The sequence below is a fragment of the Paraburkholderia dipogonis genome, from assembly GCF_046027395.1.
Taxonomy (GTDB): Bacteria; Pseudomonadota; Gammaproteobacteria; order Burkholderiales; family Burkholderiaceae; genus Paraburkholderia; species Paraburkholderia dipogonis_A.
The window spans coordinates 196,807-215,725 of record NZ_JAQQEG010000007.1 but is presented as its reverse complement, the minus strand read 5'-3'; the positions used below and the strand labels follow the sequence as shown (position 1 = coordinate 215,725).

Annotated in this window: 14 protein-coding genes; 7 read left to right on the top strand and 7 right to left on the bottom strand. The window is 62.6% G+C overall.

Annotated elements, in window-relative coordinates; translation table 11 throughout:
- Positions 1-284: 284 nt before the first annotated feature.
- Together PQR32_RS09840 and PQR32_RS09835 are read right to left on the bottom strand one after the other, a co-directional pair.
- Complete coding sequence (locus PQR32_RS09840; RefSeq protein ID WP_408225087.1) at positions 285-746, bottom strand: hypothetical protein; 462 nt, start codon at positions 744-746, stop codon at positions 285-287.
- Positions 747-1,005: 259 nt separating this feature from the next.
- Complete coding sequence (locus PQR32_RS09835; RefSeq protein WP_408225084.1) at positions 1,006-2,547, bottom strand: glycoside hydrolase family protein; 1,542 nt, start codon at positions 2,545-2,547, stop codon at positions 1,006-1,008.
- On the opposite strand from PQR32_RS09835, the gene PQR32_RS09830 reads away from it, so the two are divergent.
- Positions 2,516-2,965 (top strand): hypothetical protein, encoded by a 450-nt coding sequence (locus PQR32_RS09830; protein ID WP_408225081.1) that lies wholly within the window; start codon positions 2,516-2,518, stop codon positions 2,963-2,965. The genes PQR32_RS09835 and PQR32_RS09830 overlap by 32 nt on opposite strands.
- 761 nt (positions 2,966-3,726) lie before the next feature.
- Here PQR32_RS09830 and PQR32_RS09825 read toward each other — a convergent pair.
- On the bottom strand, positions 3,727-3,894 hold the full coding sequence (locus PQR32_RS09825; RefSeq protein WP_408225192.1) for a hypothetical protein: 168 nt from the start codon (positions 3,892-3,894) through the stop codon (positions 3,727-3,729).
- On the opposite strand from PQR32_RS09825, the gene PQR32_RS09820 reads away from it, so the two are divergent.
- On the top strand, positions 3,817-4,887 hold the full coding sequence (locus tag PQR32_RS09820; protein ID WP_408225186.1) for a glycosyltransferase family 4 protein: 1,071 nt from the start codon (positions 3,817-3,819) through the stop codon (positions 4,885-4,887). The genes PQR32_RS09825 and PQR32_RS09820 overlap by 78 nt on opposite strands.
- Positions 4,888-4,912: 25 nt before the next feature.
- Here the strand turns inward: PQR32_RS09820 and PQR32_RS09815 are convergent, their stop codons facing one another.
- The 4 genes from PQR32_RS09815 to PQR32_RS09800 all read right to left on the bottom strand — a co-directional run bounded on the left by PQR32_RS09815 (position 4,913) and on the right by PQR32_RS09800 (position 10,484).
- The gene (locus PQR32_RS09815; RefSeq protein ID WP_408225078.1) at positions 4,913-7,303 is read right to left on the bottom strand and encodes a PIG-L family deacetylase; all 2,391 of its coding nucleotides are present in this window, start codon (positions 7,301-7,303) and stop codon (positions 4,913-4,915) included.
- A gap of 131 nt (positions 7,304-7,434) precedes the next feature.
- Complete coding sequence (locus PQR32_RS09810) at positions 7,435-7,887, bottom strand: GDP-mannose mannosyl hydrolase (protein WP_408225183.1); 453 nt, start codon at positions 7,885-7,887, stop codon at positions 7,435-7,437.
- Between the two features lie 45 nt (positions 7,888-7,932).
- Positions 7,933-8,082, bottom strand: coding sequence for a hypothetical protein (locus tag PQR32_RS09805; RefSeq protein ID WP_408225075.1), 150 nt, complete (start codon positions 8,080-8,082; stop codon positions 7,933-7,935).
- 113 nt (positions 8,083-8,195) lie between these two features.
- Positions 8,196-10,484 carry a hypothetical protein gene (locus PQR32_RS09800; RefSeq protein WP_408225072.1) on the bottom strand — a complete coding sequence of 763 codons (2,289 nt, stop codon included), beginning with the start codon at positions 10,482-10,484 and terminating at the stop codon, positions 8,196-8,198.
- An 802-nt stretch (positions 10,485-11,286) separates the two neighbouring features.
- On the opposite strand from PQR32_RS09800, the gene PQR32_RS09795 reads away from it, so the two are divergent.
- The 5 genes from PQR32_RS09795 (at position 11,287) to PQR32_RS09775 (ending at position 18,844) form a co-directional block, all read left to right on the top strand.
- The gene (locus tag PQR32_RS09795; protein WP_408225180.1) at positions 11,287-12,270 is read left to right on the top strand and encodes a helix-turn-helix domain-containing protein; all 984 of its coding nucleotides are present in this window, start codon (positions 11,287-11,289) and stop codon (positions 12,268-12,270) included.
- An 86-nt stretch (positions 12,271-12,356) separates the two neighbouring features.
- Positions 12,357-13,916, top strand: coding sequence for a mannose-1-phosphate guanylyltransferase/mannose-6-phosphate isomerase (locus tag PQR32_RS09790; protein WP_408225069.1), 1,560 nt, complete (start codon positions 12,357-12,359; stop codon positions 13,914-13,916).
- Between the two features lie 53 nt (positions 13,917-13,969).
- Entirely contained in the window at positions 13,970-15,355 is a 1,386-nt protein-coding gene (locus PQR32_RS09785; RefSeq protein WP_408225066.1) for an undecaprenyl-phosphate glucose phosphotransferase, read from the top strand.
- A gap of 65 nt (positions 15,356-15,420) precedes the next feature.
- The gene (locus PQR32_RS09780) at positions 15,421-16,560 is read left to right on the top strand and encodes a polysaccharide biosynthesis/export family protein (protein WP_408225063.1); all 1,140 of its coding nucleotides are present in this window, start codon (positions 15,421-15,423) and stop codon (positions 16,558-16,560) included.
- Positions 16,561-16,609: 49 nt separating this feature from the next.
- A complete protein-coding gene (locus PQR32_RS09775; protein WP_408225060.1) occupies positions 16,610-18,844 on the top strand; it encodes a polysaccharide biosynthesis tyrosine autokinase in 2,235 nt (744 codons plus the stop codon).
- Positions 18,845-18,919: the final 75 nt, after the last annotated feature.

Below are 18,919 nucleotides of genomic sequence, written 5' to 3'. Positions count from 1 at the left end.
GGGCGGGCTCGCTCGCTTTAGTGCTTCTTCTGGGTCGCTGACACGCTCGGTGCTATGCGGATCGGCGGCGCGCCTGATGGCGAAGTGGCGGGTTGGGGTTTCTTCGCCTGTTTCGGTTTCTTGACTTCGCGGTTACTGCGCATTTGACCTTTTGCCATGATGGACTCCCCAATTGGCGGTTTTTGCTCCGCAGGGGAGCAATAAGGTAGTGTGCGCCTGTTTTGTGCTTTATGTTGGGGTTTCTGGTTTTTAAGGCGCTCGCCTGGCTGTGGTCCGGGCGAAGCTCACATCAGGCCCAGCAGCTTGGCCGGCGTACAAGTCATGCAAGAAATCTGACCGGTTTTTTCCAGCGCGATGAAAGCAATCGCCAGCGCCACGAGAATGGACGCGACGGCGAATATCTGTTTCTTGCGTGAGCGTCGCGGAGCGGCCTCGGTGAAGGCATCCATCTCCGGCCTGGCAGCCACTGTCTGCACCGCTACTGCGGGCTCCGCCTGGAGCGCGTCGACATCCTTGATGAGTTCCGATAGCACGCCCAGCTTTTTGCCCACAATCTTTCGTTTGAGATGGACGCGCTTGAGTTCGCTCTCGAGGTCGGTGAAGTACGACTCCAGTGAACTTGATTCGGCTTTCAATCGTTCGAGCATCGACGAGACGTCTTCTGCCGGCTCGGATGTGGGGAGGGGCGTGTGATTCCAGCTTTCAGCGATCGGAGTTCTGTAGTTCATCTGGTAGGTGTTGCTCACGTCTTACCTCGCCCGCTGAGATTGCTGGCCTATTAGCCGTTCAAAGGAGAAGCGGATTGTAGGCAGCCCGAACTTGCTTCGCTATAAGACAAATCTCAAGGTTTTGATGTGATGCTGTGACCTCGTGGCTCGTTCGCGACGCCGACCTTGCGGTGCCTGTTTCGAGCGTCCAAAAAAAATAACGTCAGCCGGCCCATGAGCCGGCTGACGTTTTTCGTGTCCGCCGAGTACCCGAATTCGGGTCCATCAAACGCGCAACTTACATGCCGACGTATCCCACCGGAGTCGTCGCGTTGGCTTTCGCGACCGACGCATTGTTCGACACCACGTACACCGGCGATTCGGTCAGATTGAGCGTCAGCACTCCGTTGCTGTAGTTCGCATTGGTCGCGTTGCCCATCATGTCGACCACCTTCACGGTGCCGCTCGTGCCCGGCGCGTCGACGTTGAGGCTGTACGCGACGCTATAGGTCGAGCTGAAGCCCGCGCTCGCGCTCCACACGTTGTTGTTGTGCGCCCACAAAGCGGTGACCACCGCGCCGTTGCCCACTTGCTGGAACGCGTACGCGTAGACGCCGGTCGGCGTGCCGTTCACCGGACCGAGCGTGGTGGTGCCGTCGAGCGTGTGCGTCATCGCGCTGATCGCCATGGCAACCGGCTTCGGGCTGATGTTGCTCGCGCCGAACGCGCCTTGCGGATCGCTCAGGTCGAAGAAGGTGCCGTAGCCGACTTCATCCGGATAGTCCGCGCCGTAGAATACGTACGTCTGATCCGCGCCTTCGCCGAGCGTGATGATGTGCATGCGCGCCGCGACCGCCGCTTGTGCGTACAACACGTTCGCGGTCGGATAGTTCGGGCCGTACGACGTGCCGAGGTCGTAGCTGATGCCCGCTTCCGTCGAGAACAGATGCATGCCGGTGCGATAGTCGGTGGCCATTTCCGTGCGCAGGTTGCGCATCTGGCCGCGCAACGAACCGTCGGCGGTGGACGGGTCGCTGTCGTAGCGCTCAGGCGGATGCGACGGCGAGGTGCCCGCGTCGTAGTAACCATGCGTGGCGACCGCGTCGATGTATTGGCCGAAGCCGAGCGGCGCGAGGCGTTTCAGGTGCGTCGTGGTCAGGCTCGGGAAGGCATCGGCCGGGCCCATCACCATCGCGTGCGGATCGGTTGAATGAATGCCCTGGTAGACCGCTTTGTACAACGCGACGAAGTTGGCGTCGGTGTCGGTCCACATCTGGTTCGGTTCCCACGTCACCTGATAGTAGTTCGCCGATTGGGTCGGAAAGTACGCGGCGCGAATCGCGTTCGATTCCGTGCCGACACGGCTCATATAGCTCTGGTAGTACGAAATATCGGTCGGCAGCGTGGTGTCGTCCTGGAAGGCGCCGGTGCTGCTCGCCCAGGCGGGAATGCCGTCGAGGCGGATCAGGCGCATCACGTTGCCGTTCTTGTAGAACGAATCGAGACTACTGGCCGACGGGTTGAACGTGTTCGGCCCGTTCGGTTCCATGGTGGAGAGCTGGCGGTCGTCGATCGTCGACGAAATGCCCAGCGCGGCGAGTAGCGGACCATTGTCGTTCGCGCCCTGCATGCCGAAGCGATGCTGTTCCTGGCGCGCATAGGTGACGGCCGGAACGACGCCGGACAGATTCGGCGTCACGCCGAAGCTCGCGATGCCGACCGGACGCGTGCCGGCTTGCGGCAACTGGCCGCCGTTCCTGGCCAGCGTGCCCGTCGCCGCAAAATAACCGGCGAGCGTCGAGGTGCAATTGAACGTGATGGTCTTCGCGCCGCTCGGCACGGCGGCGCTGCCGCTCGCGGCGACACGGCCGATCGTGTCGGTGACGGCCCAATTCAGCGTGTCCGCGCTCGGCGCGTTGGTGTTGAAGGCGAGCTGGAAGGTGCTGCCGGCCGCGAAGATGCGCGTGCCGTCGGCGCTGGGCGTATCGGCGGAGATCGTCGCGCTGCCTGAGCCTGCCGACGTGATGGGCGAGGCGCAGCTCATGGCCGCGGTGCCGCCCGTGGCGTTCAGCGCGGTGGTGCCGGTGCTGGGGTTGCTAGCGGCAGACGTGCTGGCCGAGCTGTTCGAGCTGCTGCTGTTGCCGTTGGACTGGCTTGCCGCGGTGCTGGCGGCGCTGCCGCCGCCACCGCCGCCGCATGCGGCGAGTGCGAGGGAGAGTGTCGAGAGTGCGAGTAGTTGCGATTTCATCAATCTGTAAGCAATGCGGTAGCTGATGATTCGTCCGTGTCCTCGCGCAAAAGCGCGTCGGGAGGTGGAGCGAACATCGGGTTCATTTGCAAGCCAGCCGATGACCGAGGCTTCGACACTGGCGTCCTGAGTGCGCAGCCTTGCGGCTGCGCGAAGGTGATGCCTTCCCGGGATGTCGGCCCCGAACGCATTTCTCTGCCGAGAAACTCTTGTCATACGAAACCAGACCGCTGACCAGAAGCGGATTTGGCGGAATCGGACGACCGGGGAAAGTACGACGAAAACGGCCAGCGTGTTGAGGAACAGCGCGATTCAGATCGCAGTACGTGAATTCACGGCGCTAGCCGATGAATCTTTTACTGTCCTGTAAGCTAGAAAGCTCAATTTGGGAAGAATCGACCGCAACAATACGCATTAGTATGTTTAAAAGAAGTAACGAGTCGTTACGTATGAACATTAATGCAGTACTAATTGCTTTGATCGCACGAAAATATCCGTCAGGCGAAACCAGTCGTTTTCCGCCACGTCGAATTGGGGTCGTAATGATTTGAAACGGATGCCTAACTATCTGGCACGGCCAATCGACTGAGAAATGGGCGCTAGCGCTCATTAGTCAGCCGAAAAGCTCTTGGGGTTGGCGTAAAAGTGCTGGGCCTTGGGTGTAACGTTTCCTCGCGACATGGACTTCGCAGCGGAACTGTCGCTGTTTCACTGGGACTTTGACGCGCTCCGCGAAAGGGGCCGCGCCATACACGATGACGGATGCCGACGTTATTTTGCGTCTGCAATAACGGGGGCGGCATCCCTCCGCTGCGCAAGAAAGGCGGTTATCCAGAGAGATAAATCGTGAGGATTCTTCAACTGGTTCATGCACCGCGCTTGTCCGGGGCAGAAGTACTCGTAAAGGGTTTGGCCATTCATCATCAGCGCGGTGGCCATGAAGTCTGCATGACATCGCTGCTCCCGGAGCAGGACGATTTCGCCGCCATTCACGCGGAACTTCAGGCGGCGGGCGTCACGTGTCTGTTTCCCGAGGTTCGCTACGGCAGGGTGGGAAAGCTGCTGCACCTGTATCGCGTGGTACGGCGATTCCGGCCCGACTTCATCGTGGCTCACGCCACGCTTGCCGCGCTGTATGTGCGCCTTCTGCCGGTCCATACGCCGATTGCGTGGGTGATGCATTCCGGCGTCAACGACTTCGAGAACGGCGCGCTCAAGCGGGCCGAACGGCTGCTCTCGCGACGGGCGAGAGCGATCATCGGCGTGTCGCAGCAAAATATTGACGACTACCTTCGGGAGATTGGCCGGCATCCGTCCATGGTCGTGATTCCGAACGGCGTGGATGCGCAATTGTTCTCGGAAGCCAACGACGCTGTTGCGCCGGATATCGGCGCGCACCCGAAGCAGATCGTCCAGCTCGGCCGCTATATCGAAGGCAAGAGCCAACTGGACACGATCCGCGCGTTCGAGCGCGTGCTGCAATCGGAGCCGGAGGCGCGTCTGTTGTTCTGCGGCGTCGTCGAAGATCTCGACTATCACAGGGCGGTAGTGTCGCTTGTCCGTCAGCTCGGCCTGGAAAGCAAGGTGACGGTGGGTGGGCCGCGTTCCGACGTCGCCGCGATCCTGCGCGCCTCGCGTGTCTTCGCGATGCCGTCGCGTTTCGAAGCGCAGAGCATTGGTTTTCTCGAAGCGCTTGCGTCGGGAATTCCAGTCGTGGCGAGCCGGATTCCCTCGTTCGGCTTTGCGAGCGCTTTCGCCGGCGTCAACCTGGTCGATACAACCGACCCGGAGGCCTACGGCCGCGCGCTGCTGTACGCGCTCGACACGCCGCGTGCGAACCGGCAACTGGCCGGCTACACGCTGCACGACACCGCGGATCGTTACATGACGATCGCGCGGAAGTTCGTCCGCCCGTTACAGGTTTCGGCCTGACGTCCATCGGACCGGCCGGCCCGCGTTACTGCGCGAGCCGGTCGATTCGCACTGTCTCCGAGAAAAGCCCCGGCAGTTTGCCGAGTTCCTGAGCTTCGCCCAGTGTCAGGCCGTTTCCGGACGGATAGCGCGTGAGCGCGGGAGCGCCGCCGGTGAAATAGAAGTCGGCGAGGGTCACGTCGGTCCGTCGAAACAGCACGAGTGCGGCCCCCTGTTTGTCGCGCACGAATCCCGGAAAGACATCCGACCACGACATGCCGTGCAATATCGCCGTCTGGGCCGGCGCGCTCGCCGCGCCGCTCAGGTCGAGGGTGGCGACGTCGATCATGGCTTCTTCGCTCGACTCGTCCAGATGCGGCGTCAGCAGAATCAGTGTGTTGTTGTCGCGGTTATGCACGGCGCCCATCGTCACTTTCACGAAGCTGGGGGCGAAACTTGCCGGCAAGACATTGCGCTCGCCGACGCTCATGCGCGTACCCTCGTTGGCGATCGGCGTGAGCGCGAGACGTCCGTTGGCGCCGTCCAACGCGACCAGCGAGGCGCGCGGGCCCGCCGTTTCGCGTGCCAGCAGATTGACGTTCTGCGGCAGGTTTTTGGCCTGCGCCCAGAGCGCTGGCGCCGCTCCCGTTGAGACGCCCGATCCTTGCGAAGACGCCATCCACAGATCGAGCCCGCTGTCGGATCGCTTCTGCGCGATCAGCACGCTGGCCCGTCCTGTTCCTGTGAAGTCCGCCGCCACATATTGCTGCGTCAGTTCCGGCTTGAACGCATTGCTGGTCTGCAGCCAGAGGCGCGGTGCCTCGAATCGGTCGCCAGCACTGCGAAGCAACCAGAATGCGGTCCCACCCTGGCGCGCGGCGACGATCATCAGATCCGCCTTGCCGTCGCCGTCGAAATCGCCGAGCAGGAAGCGCACGCTGTCGAAGCACAGTTTGTCGCCTGCGCAACTCGGTGCGGTAGCCTGAGGATCGAACGGGACGGTGCCCGCGTACCATAGCGCGGGCGGCAACGCTTTCGCGAGCGACGCCGCATACACGTTGAATCCCGGACCGTCGTGTTGCCGCTGGACATACACTGCGGACTGCTCGCCCGACCCGGCGATGTCACCGAGCATCCCCGTGGCGAGCCTCAGGTCGTTCGCCTGGGTGCGTTGCGTGGTGGCCCAGCGGTAGCGGGTGGTGAGCGCGGTGCAGCCGCGCATGGTCAGCTTGCCGTCGTTTTCGCCGAGGCAATGCCGCATCGGCGTATAGACGAGGCCGAAATCCCAGGGCGTCCAGCGCTGCGCCACGTCCCATTGATCGCAGGTTTCGGCGACCAGGTAGCCGTCGCGCTCGGCGATGCATTGCGAAGTCGCGACGCTCACGAGCGCGGCGTTGCGCGTATTGCCGGGATACACGGTCAGCGGATCCCATCGCCATTGCTGCGTGGACGAGTCCGTGCACGCAGCGAGTGTCGGCGCGCGGCCCGGACCCGCGGAGGTCAGGCAGCGGCTCGCCGCTGCATTGAAGAGCTGAATCGGATGAGACACAAAATCGGGCACGCGGCGATCGGTGCGATCGGCAAACGCATAGCGGCGCGAAATCCAGTTACCGTCCCATTGAAACTCGCCGAATACATGCGACGACTCGCTGCCGTCGATCGAAAAATAGCTGGCGACGATGTCACGTTTGCGCTGCACTTCAGCGGCGGGAAGATTGCCGGGCCAGCCGCCGGTCGGATAGGTGACGTGGTAGACGATCGGCACGCCCTTGCCGAGCGTCTGGGCGACGTGGCGGGTAATGCGCGCGGAATAGATGTGATCGGGATGCTCGATGAACGGCACGGTGTCCGGATTGAGCGTGTAGATCAGCGTCGCCTGCGCGAGTATCACTTTCAACGTGGCCGACAAGGCATCGCGATCATATTTCACGCGCACGGAGCCGTCCGCGTTCATCGGATAGGTAGAGATCGTGGCGTGTTGATCCCACAGCAGGCCGAGCGGCACGCGGCCGCCGCGCACGGCGCCGCCGGGCAGGCGCAATTCGAGCAGGCGCACTTGCGGCCGGGCCTTCAGCACCATCTGATGCACGAGCTTGCCGGCAATCGTCACGTTGGACTCGAGCCACTCGTCAGGCACGCCCGCCATGCGCGCATAAGCGAGCCGCGAGGCCCGCTCGCGCGTTTGAACGTAAGCGAAGTCCGCACCGTTGGCGCCGCCGATCAGATGCACCGTGGTGATACACCAGCCCGCGTCGAGACGCTCGCTGATGGCGGGGTCGACGAAGAGCAGATCGTCGTCGAGGTGCGCGACCACCGTGACCAGCGTGCCGGCGCCGCAATCGGCCGCGCGCGCCGCGCCCGGCAGGAAGGTGAAGAAGAAAACCGCAAGAAAAGCAGTGAAAGAATCGCGAACGAGCCTGATTGCCGGTAATCGCATAGTGATTCGAGCTCTGACGGTGAGCTCGCATCATACTGTAGCGGCCGTGGCCGGCACGTTGCCGAACTCACAGTCAGCGGCAAATCGCGACTCGGCGCCGGTTCGGGCTCGTGCGACGGCTTGCGGCTGCGTTAGAGGAAGTAGGCTTTGGTGTTGTCGTGGACGTCCGCGCGCGCGAGCAGTTCCGAAGGCGCAAGCCACACATATTCGCTGTGCTGCTCGGGCCGTCCGAGCGAAGCGGTGCCCGTGAGGGTCAGCGAATAGGCGAGCACGATGTAATGTGTCGACACGTCCGGCTCGCCCGCGAAGTTGTCGCTGTAGTGATGTTCGAACACGCCTTCGAAACGTGCCGTCGAGCGCGCCAGTAGCGCGATGCCCAGCTCGGCGTCGGCGATGCGCGCAAACGCGGCGTCGAGTGTTTCGTCTTTATGGATGCGGCCACCGGGAACGAACCATGTGCCACGGGCAGGGCGGTTGCGGCGTCGGCCGATCAACACGCGCCCTTGAGCATCGCTGACGATCAGATCGAACGCGACCAGAGGCGTGAGGCGGACCACGTCCAGGAAATCGATCTCGGTCAGCAACATGTCATCTTCCCCGGTTCTCGCTTTGGTTGGGCGCCTGGCCAGCTAGTAGTCGCGATGGTGATCATCGTGCCGCGTGAGCCGGCTCGAGACGCTCGCGAGAAAAAGCGCGAGCACGATCGCGCCGACCGTCGCAAAGAGAAACGCGCCGATCATCGCGGCCAGTATCAGCATCATCCATGCAAGGCCGTTCATGTTTCGGCTCCAGCGTGTCGATAGGCATGCTAACGTGCCCCCGCCTGCATGCTATGTGCGGCAAGAGCCGCATAGCCTGTCACATCACGCCGAAGTATCGTCACATCGCGCCGCTAATGCGCCGTGTAACCCTCGGGCGTGGTGACCGCGCCCTTGAAGACGTCGGCGTTGCCGGAGACCACATAAACCGGCGCGGGAGAGAGTTTCAGGCTAGCCATTCCGTCGCGGTACGGCAAGCTCGTCGCGTTGCCCATCATGTCGAACGCCGTCACTTCGCCCGTCGTGCCGGGCGCGTCGACCCGCAGACGATAGTCCACGCTGCGGCTCGCGTCGAAGCCGCTTTTGGCGTTCCACCTGTCGTTGTCATGCGTCCATAACGCGGTCACGATCTTGCCGCCGCCGAGCCGGCGAAAGGCGTAGGCGTAGACCCCTTTGGGCAGATCCTTGAGCGGGCCGAGCGTGTCGGTGCCGTCGATGATGCGCGTCATCGCCGCCACCGCGAGCGCCGCGGGTTTCGGGCTGATGCGCGTCGGGCCGTACGCGCCCGTCGGATGATCGAGCTCGAAGAAAATCCCGTAGCCCGGCGCGGCGTCCGGCATATCTGCCAGATAGAACACATAGGTCATGTCCGCGCCTTCGCCGAGCAGGATCAGATGCGTGCGCGCTGTCACGGCGGCCTGTGCATACAGCACGTTCGCGCCAGGATAGTTCTTGCCATACGATTGCCCGATGTCGTAGCTGATGCCGGTTTCGGTCACGAAGAGCGGCGCGCCGGGCTTCAGGTACAGACGCATTTCGTGGCGCAGCGCCCGCATCGCAGCGGGCAACGCGCCCGGCACCGTGCCCTGATTGCCGGTGTCCGCGACGCGCTCGGGCGGATGCGAGGGCGTCGTGCCGATGTCGTAGTAACCGTGAATCGCCATGCCATCCATATAGCGGCCAATGCCGAGCGGACCGAGCTTGCGCATCCACGTGACGTTGCCCTGCACCGACGAATAGGTCAGACCCATCACCACCGCATGCGGATCCGTCTGATGGATGCCCTCCCAGACCGCCTTGTACATTGCGATGAAATTCGCGTCGGTGTCGCGCCACGGCAGACCGCCGTCGGCGTCCGGTTCCCACGTCACCTGATAGTAGTTGTCGCGCTGTTTGGGAAAGTAAGTCATGCGAACGCGATTCGATTCGCCGCCCACCTTGGCCATGTAGTCCTTCATCTGCGCGAGCGATGTCGGCGCATAGCTGTGGGTCTCCTTGTTCGTCGGACTCGCCCATTGCGGAATGCCGTCGAGCTGGATCAACCGCATCAGGTCGCCGCGCCTGAAGAAGGCCGTGAGCTGTTTGCTCGCGGGGTCGAACGTGCCCGCTTTTTTCGGCTCCTCCATATACCAGTTGCGATTGTCGTTGACCCATGTGAGGCCGAGCGCGGTATAGACCGGCCGATAGCCGTCGCCGTCGCAGCAATGCTGGCCCGGCGCAAGATAAGCGGCGCCCTGTCCGCCGAACCGGTGCAGCTCTTCATACGGAAAACGGACGACGGGTAACGCAGCGGACGGATCCGGCAGCACGCCGAACGTCGCGATGCCCGCGGGACGGGTGCCGCGCGATTCGAGCTGGCCATGTGCGCGTTCCAGCGATGCGGACACTGCGAAGTAACCCGCCACGTTCGATGCGCAGCTCAACGTGGACAGCGTCGCACCAGCCGCAACGGGAAAGCGTCCGCTGGCGCGCACGGCATTCCACGTGTCGCGTATCTGCCAGTTGAGCGTGTCGCCTTGCGTTGGGCGCGTGGCGAAAACCAGCGCGAACGGTTTGTTCACGGCGAACAGACGCGTGCCGTCGCTGGGCGTGTCGACTTCGAGCAGATCGCCGTTCGCCACTGTGGGGACTTGCAACGAAGGCGCCGAGCAACGCAGCCCTTGTCCGGGTGGCGCCTTCAGGTCGGTGGGCGTGGTGGATTGCATCGCAGCATTCGGCGCTGCGTCCTGCTTCGCGACTGGCGCGGCTGCATTGCTCGCCGCCGCTGGCGCCATCGCGCAACGTTTCTCCACGCCGGGCGCCGGATCGCCGAATACGCCGTTATTGCACTCGGCGCTATTCGAGAACGTTTTGACGACGTGCTGTTGCGCCGTGCCATACAGCACGTCGCGCGCGCCGTTGAAACGGCAGGTACCGTATTCCGCCGCACACGGTGTCCACTTTCTGCCGTCTGCGGTGAACTCGCCATTGCTCACACCATTCGCCTGCGGCGCAGCGTCGGCCGCCACGCATCGGCCGGCCGCGCGGCCGAGCAGGACGGCGGCCGCCGCCGAGGCGACGATGCCCATCCCCAGTCTTCGACTACCACCGGAAAAGGCGCCGATGCGCTTTCGCGCCGCGCGTTGTTCGCGTACATTCGACATGTGTTCCCGTGCCGTTCGCTGTCCTTCCAAAAGGAACAGACGCGTCGCCCAACTACTAGTTCACCAGGTCAGAGCCGCCTCGCCGCACCTCTCGAAGCAATGTGTTGCGGAAACCGCATAGTGTATTTCCGCAAACCGCTGGCGGAAATGGCCCGGTTGCCACTCGACACATTCCGCCACTGGTCCGTCTATTGCCGTGCGGCCTAAAGTTGTCTTATTCCCGTGTTTCACGTTTGAAACATTAATCGTCACGTTTATATCCGTGAGATCCAATAACAACCAATTAAATAATTTTGTCGCACTCTCAAGTGCTTATATTGGATGTTCGTTTTACTTATTGCCATCCCCACGGACTATCGTCAGAAGAAACCCAAGTAGGCATGGGGCGCGGCGGCCGCCGGAATAGCGAAGCGGGTTGCGCTCATTCTGACGTCCTGACGGGAAAATGTCACTTCAAATCGGTGCGACGATGGATGGATCAAATTGTAACTGCGCCGTTTTCGAGTAGTCGTGGTGTGTGCGGTGGCGTACGAAATCGGCCTTTTATTTGCATTAACATTCGCAGAATGCCAATTCATTCCTATGTGGAATCGGCAATTAATTCGTTGAAAAGACGGCGGTAGCGGGGTTGTTCCGAAAATCCCTGGTTGGTCACCCTGTCCATACGCCAACATGTCTGCGCTTTCGGTCATGGCGGCTAAATGCTTGAGGGGCGGTGACTATGATGCGCTGCACAGAGGCTGGCCTCTCTGTGGCCCGTCCAAGGTGAAAGGTAGATCCGTTTTCTGGTGAGAGGATGACTATGACCTGCGCGAGTCTCGAGTCCGCAATGCTGCGCTGGGTGCACGCTCCGAATAAGGGTATGCGTCGCATCGCGATACTGATGTTCAACGACTGCTCGCTGCAGGGAGCCGGGGTCGTTGCCGAGGTGTTCCAGGCAGCGAACGAAATGGCTTCGTCTGGCTCGGGCGGCTGGTTATACGACGTGTCCTTCCTGTCGGCCGATGGCGGCATGGTGACTTCGTCGTCCGCGCTGCGGGTCTGGACAGACGGACTCGACGCGCGGCATTACGGCGGTTTCGATGCGTTGTATGTCGCGGGCGGCAAAGGCGCATTCGCCGCCGCTGGCGACGAACGGCTGATCGCGTGGCTGCGCCGTGTGCGCCGCAACACCGGCATGATCCGGCCGATCGCGGAAGGCCGCGCGCTGCTGGATGCAGCGTATGTACCCGACAGCAAGGAAGCTAGCGATGCGCAGACGCAGTCGGTACCGGCGCGCCAGCCGGAGCAGACGGCCGATGCAGGCGATCGCCTCGAATCGATGCGAAGCGCGCTCGCCATGATCAAGCGCGATCTCGGCGGCGCGACGGCGCGTACGGTTGCCGAGCGCCTGCTGGCGGACTCGTGCTCGAATCTCGCGCCGCTGCTCGGCGAAGACGGCGGCCTGAGTCCCGGCGACAAGGTGCGCGCGGCAGCCCGCTGGCTGCAAGAGAATTGCCAGCAGGCGATTTCGATCGCCGACGCGGCGCAGTTCGCCGCGATGAGCGAGCGCAACTTTCTGCGCCGCTTCAAGATGGAAATGGGCATTACGCCCTCGAGTTTTCTGTTGCACGAGCGCCTTGCAGTGACCTGCAGCCTGTTGACCGAATCGGAATTGCCGGTCGACAAGATTGCCCGGCGCACCGGCATGGGTAACGGTGACCGCCTCGCCAAAGTGTTTCGCAAACGGATGAGAATTTCGCCCACCGAATTTCGGATTCAAAGTCGCCGACTAGTCGGCGAATAGCGCGACGGGGCCTGCCGGGTGGCCGTGGCAACACGGCATCCGGTCCGTACTTCCGTCGATCTTTGGGAATTATAAGGAATGCGAATATGTTGAATCAGGGAGCTGTAGGCGCCGCGTCGGTCGCCCCGACTGGTGCGGATGGCGCGACGGCAGACGCGCGTTGCGCGCGCATCGTTCCGGTGATTCTGGCGGGCGGTTCGGGCACGCGCCTGTGGCCGGTGTCGCGGGAAAACTATCCGAAGCAACTGATCGACGTAGTCGGTTCCGACTCGCTGCTGCAAGCCACCGCGCGGCGCATGGAAGGCTTTCCGGCCGGCTGGAGCGTGGATGCGTCGCCGATCATCGTATGTGGCGAAGAACATCGCTTCGTAATCGCAGAACAACTTCATGAAAATGGCGTCGACGCTCGTCTTATTGTCGAGCCGGCGCGACGCGATACGGCGCCCGCGCTGACGCTGGCGGCATCGCTGGCGTGCGCGGATGGTAGCGACGCGATTCTCGTGGTCATGCCCGCGGATCATTCGATCGCCGATGTGCCCGCCTTGCAGGCCGCGCTGGAACTCGCCGCGCGCTATGCGGAGCAGGGTTCGATCGCGACGCTGGGCGTGCCGCCCACGCGCCCCGACACGGGCTTCGGTTATATCCGCATCGGCGCCGAGCTGGCGGGCGGCGGCCATGCGATCGACGGTTTCGTCGAAAAGCCCGCGGAAGAACTCGCGGCTAAGTACGTTGCGGCAGGCATGTATTGGTGGAACAGCGGCATCTTCATCGTCCGCGCCAGCGTGTGGCTCGATACGTTGAAGCGTCTGCAGCCGGAAATGCACTCGGCCTGCGAACGTGCATTCACCGGCGGCCGTGTCGACGGCGCGTATTTCCGGCCGTTGCTCGACGCGTTCCTCAGTACACCCGCGAATTCGATCGACTACGCGGTGATGGAGCGCCTGACGGAGACGGCCGAAGCCGAAACGACGGATGGCGCGGCCGCGAGCGCACCGGCGACACCCGCCGGCGTGGTGGTCGGTCTGGATGCCGGCTGGTCGGACCTGGGTTCCTGGGACGCCGTCTGGGCCGCGATGGAGAAGGACGCCAATGGTAACGCAGGACGCGGCCGGGTGACGTTCGAAGGCGCGGTATCGAGCTACGCGCATTCGGAAGGGCGGCTGGTGGCCTGCGTCGGCACCACCAACGTAGTGGTGGTCGAAACGGCCGACGCGGTGCTGGTGGTCGACCGCTCGCACGTGCAGGACGTGAAGGGTCTGGTGTCGCGCATCAAGGCGCAGCACGCGCCGGAGGCCGACGCGCATCGGAAGGTGCGCCGTCCGTGGGGTTTCTACGATTCGATCGACCATGGCGAGCGTTTCCAGGTCAAGCGCATCGTCGTGACGCCGGGCGCGCAACTGTCATTGCAATTGCATCACCACCGCGCGGAACACTGGGTCGTCGTGCGCGGCACGGCGCTCGTCACACGCGGCGAAGAGCAGTTTTTGTTGAGTGAAAACGAATCAACTTACATTCCGCTCGGCATCAAGCACCGGCTCGAAAACCCGGGCAAGGTGCCGCTCGAAATCATTGAAATCCAGTCAGGCACCTATCTCGGTGAAGACGACATTGTGAGGTTTAACGACAACTACGGCCGCTGCTCCTAAACAGCACGCCGGACTCAACTGCGGACAAGAACGGCAAGAACGAGGTGACCAGAATGCGCAAGTTTCAGGATTTGCTCGCGCGAGTTTTCGATGTTGCATTGGTGTTGGCGGGAGCGGCGGTGGCGTCGCAGATCCGCTTTGACTACCTCGCTCAATCCGGGTTCTATTGGGCACTCGTGATGTTTTCCGCGGCCTTCGCGCTGGCCATCTTTCCGGCGTTCGGCGTCTACGAATCATGGCGCGGCCGCTCCAAGCTGGTGCTGGCCGGCCAGGTGTCGCTCGCGTGGCTGATGGTGCAGGGCAGCGCGCTCGTGCTGATGTATTCGCTGCATCGTATCGACTTCGTGTCGCGGCTGTGGTTTTCGTACTGGACGGCGGTGACCGGCGGCCTGCTGATCGCGTACCGGCTGATGACGCATGCCGTGTTGGCGAGCGCACGCAGCGCCGGGATGAATCTGCATCAGGTCGCCATTGTCGGCAGTGGCTCGCAGTGCGACGCGATCATTCGCCGGATCAACGCCGCGCCGACCACCGGTTTTCGCGCCACGGCCGTGTACAACGCGCGTCCGGACGTGTCGCCGGTCGCGAGCCCGGGCGTGCCGGTGTTCGATACCGTCGATGCATTGGCCGGCTACATGCGGACCAACGACGTGCACGAACTGTGGCTGATGCTGTCGCTCTCGGAAGAACCGCTGATCTGTTCGTTGGTCGGCGAATTCCGCGACGATCTGGTGAACATCCGCTTCATGCCGGACGTGCGCAGCCTCGCGCTGTTCGAGGGCAGCGGGGTGATCGATCTGCTCGGCGTGCCGGCGATCAATCTCGTGGCCTCGCCGCTGTCCGCCAGTTCGATGCTGAAGAAGGAAATTTTCGACCGCCTGTTTGCGCTGACCGCGCTGATCGCTCTTGCACCGGTCATGCTCGCCATTGCGATCGCGGTGAAGCTGTCGTCGCGTGGCCCGGTTCTGTTCAAGCAGAAACGCAAAGGCGCCGACGGTCACGTATTCACGATCTACAAGTTTCGCTCGATGCGTGTGCATATCGAGCCAAAAGGCACCGTCAGGCAAGCCACGCGCAACGATCCGCGCGTGACCAAAGTGGGCGCCTTCCTGCGCCGCACGAGCCTCGACGAACTGCCGCAATTCTACAACGTGTTGCGTGGCGACATGTCGGTCGTAGGACCGCGTCCCCATGCACTCGAGCACGACGACCTCTATCAGAAAGTGGTCGCGGGCTATATCAATCGCTACCGCATAAAACCGGGGATCACGGGGTGGGCACAGATCAACGGTTTTCGTGGCGAAACCGACCGCATCGAAAAGATGGAACGTCGTGTCGAACATGACCTGTATTACCTGGGGCATTGGTCGTTCGCACTCGACATGCGGATTATCGGCGCGACGATAGTCGCCGGACTGGTGCATCGAAACGCTTATTAGTTGTTAACAAAACGCCGCGCGCTTCCTCCTTTGAGGAAAAACGCCGTGGCACAAGGAGGAACATCATGAGCTCGCTTGGTTTACGCACGGGAAGTCTCCTGGTTTTCGCTGCTGCAACGCTGCTTTCCGGATGCGGCATCGCACCGGGCCAGCGGATGGTCACGCCTGCCGCACTTCAGGACACGGGTGGTGATTACAGTACTGAACCGGCAACGCAACAACAGATTCCGATTACGGATATCAATCTCGCGCTGCTGCGCAAGATGAACCAGGCGCAGACGACTGCGACGCTGCCGCCGGCGACGGTCGCACTGTTCGGCAAGCCGAGCGCTTACAAGGTCGGCCCCGGCGATGTGCTGCAGATCGTCGTATGGGATCACCCGGAACTCGCTGCCGCGCTCGGTCAGCCGCAACAGAACACGAAGGCGACGGATGCGGCACCTGGCTTCCTGATCGACGAGAACGGCGATGTGCAGTTTCCGTACGCGGGCACGGTGCATGTGGCCGGCAGGGACGTCGCCTCGATCCAGAAGGACCTGGCCAAGCGTCTGAGCAAGGTGTACCAGAAGCCGGAAGTGACGGTGCGGGTGGCCTCGTTCCGCGCGCAGCAGGTCTATGTGGACGGCGAAGTGCGCACGCCTGGCGCGCAGTCGGTCAACGACATCCCGATGTCGCTGACGACCGCGATCAGCTTGAGCGGCGGCCTCAGCCCGAATGCAGACCGCAGCCGCGTGGTGTTGATCCGCAATGGCGTCCCGTATCAGCTCAACATCGACGATCTGATCAAGCGTGGCAAAAATCCGTCGGACATCTACCTGCAACCGGGCGACATGCTGCGTGTGGCGTCGCGCGAGGACAGCGGTGTCTACGTGATGGGCGAGGTCAACAAGCCGGCGACCATCCTGCCGATGCGCAACGGCTCGTTGACGCTTTCGCAGGCGATCTCCGACAGCGGCAGCTTCGACTCGAACACGGCCGCGGCCCGGCAACTGTTCGTGATCCGCAATTCGACGAGCGAAACGCCCGAGGTGTACCACCTCGACGCGACCTCGCCGGTGTCGATGGTTCTCGCGAACCAGTTCGAACTGCAGCCGAAGGACGTGGTGTATGTCGGTCAAGGCGGGCTGGTCCGCTTCAACCGTGTGTTGAACCTGCTGCTGCCGGCGATCAATGCGGCTGTAACGGGCGCCGTCCTCGCGAAATAGTAACCGTACAACGTGATCTTGAACCGCCGGGCTTTGTTGGGTGAAGAAAATGGCAATCAACTTTGAAAACCGTTACACCGACGTGTCCGGTCCGGACGAGCTTCACTTGTCGGACTATCTGCGTACGATCGTGCGAGGTTGGCGAACGATCGTGATGGTGACGCTGATCGCGCTCGCGCTGGGGTGCGCGTACGCTTTCCTCGCGCCGCCGACGTACCGCGCGGATGTTCTGTTTCACGTAGAGGACAAGACGGCGAATGCCAATGCGAACGGCAAGGATTCCTTGCCGCCGCTCACCGGCATGTTCGACACCAAGCCTTCGACGGCGGCCGAGATCGAGTTGCTGAAGTCGCGGCTCGTCACGGAAGAAACCGTCAAGAAACTGCACCTCGATATCACGGCTACACCGCGCTATTTTCCGTTTATCGGCGGAATGATTGCGGGGTTGGTGAACGGGCAATGGGGCTTCAAATTGCCGCAGTTCATCAACCTGTCCGGCTATGCATGGGGTGACGAGAGCATTTCGGTGTCGCAGTTCGACACCTCGAAGGAAATGTACGACGCGACTTTCACGCTGATTTCCGGCAATGACGGGTCGTACGTGCTGCGGGACAAGAACGGTATTGCGATTCTGTCGGGGAAAGTCGGCGAAACCGTGGAAACGGATACCGCCGACGGCCCGATCACGCTGCGCGTCGATAAGCTGGTTGGCCCCGCCGGCTCGCGTTTCGAATTGCAGCGCGCCTCGACGCTGAGCACGGTGGACCGTTTGCAAAAGGCTTTGGTGGTGCAGGAAACCACGCTGCAATCCGGCGTGATCCGCGCGAGCCTCGAAGGCGGCGACGCCGGCTTGACGGCCGCGATCGTCAACAGCATGGCGCGCGAGTTCGTGCGTCAGGATGTGGAGAGCCGTTCGACCGAAGCCGAGCACATGCTGGCCTTCCTCGATCAGCAACTGCCGGGCTTGCGCAAGGAACTCGACGACGCGGAGCAACGCTACAACAAGTTCCGCAACACGCACGGCACGGTCGACCTGGGCGAAGAAAGCCGCCTGCTGCTGCAACAGATCGTCGATAACAAGACCAAGCTGATGGATCTGCAGCAGCAACGCGCGGAGATGTCGCAACGCTTCACGGCGAATCACCCGGCGGTGGCCTCGCTCGACGCGCAGATCGCGGCGTTGCAAGGCGCTGCGGCCAACATGAACCGCAGCGTGGCGGTGATGCCGGATACGGAGCAGACCGCATTGCGTTTGCTGCGAGACGTGCACGTCGACACGGAGCTGTACACCAATCTGTTGAACAGCGCGCAGCAACTGCGCGTGGCGAAGGCGGGACAGGTGGGCAACGTGCGCGTCGTCGACTTCGCCGAAGCACCTGATGAACCGGTGCGTCCGAAGCGCGTGCTCGCGATCCTGATCGCGCTCGGCGGCGGGCTCGTGCTCGGCATTCTGCTGACCTTCTTCAAGCGCGCCATGTACGGCGGCGTGGAACGTCCTGACGAACTCGAAGGCATGCTCGGCGTGCCGGTGTTCGCGGTGGTGCCGCGCAGCCAGACCCAGTTGAAGCTGCAGGAAAACGTCATGCTGCGCCGTCGCGGGCTGCATGTGCTGGCGCAGCAGGCGCCGGAAGACATCGCCGTGGAAGGCGTGCGCAATCTGCGCACCTCGTTGCAGCTCTCGCTCGATCACGCCGAGAACAACGTGGTGATGATCACCGGCTCGCGGCCCGATTCAGGCAAGTCGTTCCTGTCGGTGAATCTGGCGGCGCTGGTGGCGTCGGCGAATAAGCGCGTGCTGATCATCGACGGCGATATGCGGCGTGGGGACGTGCACTCGCATTTCGGTGTCGCGCATCAGCCGGGTCTATCCGACGTGCTGAGCGGCGGCGATCTGAGCTCGATGATCCAGCGCGACGTGCTGCCGGGTCTCGACGTGCTCGCCAAGGGCACGCTGCCCTCGCACCCGGCCGAGCTGCTGATGAGCAAGCGCTTCGAGACGATGCTCGAAGAACTGAAGTCGCACTACGACCTCGTGATCGTCGACACGCCGCCGGTTCTGGCGGTGACCGACTCCACGGTGATCGGCAAATACGCAGGCACGACGCTGCTGGTGGTGCGCCATGGCCGCCATCCGCTCAACGAAGTCATGGAGACGGCCAAGCGGCTGCGCAATGGCGGCGTGGGGCTCAGAGGCGTGCTGCTGACCGATGTGCCGCAGGAAGGCGCGTTCCTCGGCTCGGGTTACCAGGGTGGGTATTACGGCTACGACAGCATCGCCGGTTGAGACAGCGGCCGACGGCCGGCCGCGCAGCACAGCCGCGCGACAAAGCTTCTGGCACTGGGATTGCAAAGGTTAACG

Coding starts and splice junctions, on each gene's coding strand:
- PQR32_RS09825 (WP_408225192.1), bottom strand. CDS start 3,894: ATGGCCACCGCGCTGATGATGAATGGCCAAACCCTTTACGAGTACTTC.
- PQR32_RS09815 (WP_408225078.1), bottom strand. CDS start 7,303: ATGCGATTACCGGCAATCAGGCTCGTTCGCGATTCTTTCACTGCTTTT.
- PQR32_RS09805 (WP_408225075.1), bottom strand. CDS start 8,082: ATGAACGGCCTTGCATGGATGATGCTGATACTGGCCGCGATGATCGGC.
- PQR32_RS09800 (WP_408225072.1), bottom strand. CDS start 10,484: ATGTCGAATGTACGCGAACAACGCGCGGCGCGAAAGCGCATCGGCGCC.
- PQR32_RS09795 (WP_408225180.1), top strand. CDS start 11,287: ATGACCTGCGCGAGTCTCGAGTCCGCAATGCTGCGCTGGGTGCACGCT.
- PQR32_RS09790 (WP_408225069.1), top strand. CDS start 12,357: ATGTTGAATCAGGGAGCTGTAGGCGCCGCGTCGGTCGCCCCGACTGGT.
- PQR32_RS09785 (WP_408225066.1), top strand. CDS start 13,970: ATGCGCAAGTTTCAGGATTTGCTCGCGCGAGTTTTCGATGTTGCATTG.
- PQR32_RS09780 (WP_408225063.1), top strand. CDS start 15,421: ATGAGCTCGCTTGGTTTACGCACGGGAAGTCTCCTGGTTTTCGCTGCT.
- PQR32_RS09775 (WP_408225060.1), top strand. CDS start 16,610: ATGGCAATCAACTTTGAAAACCGTTACACCGACGTGTCCGGTCCGGAC.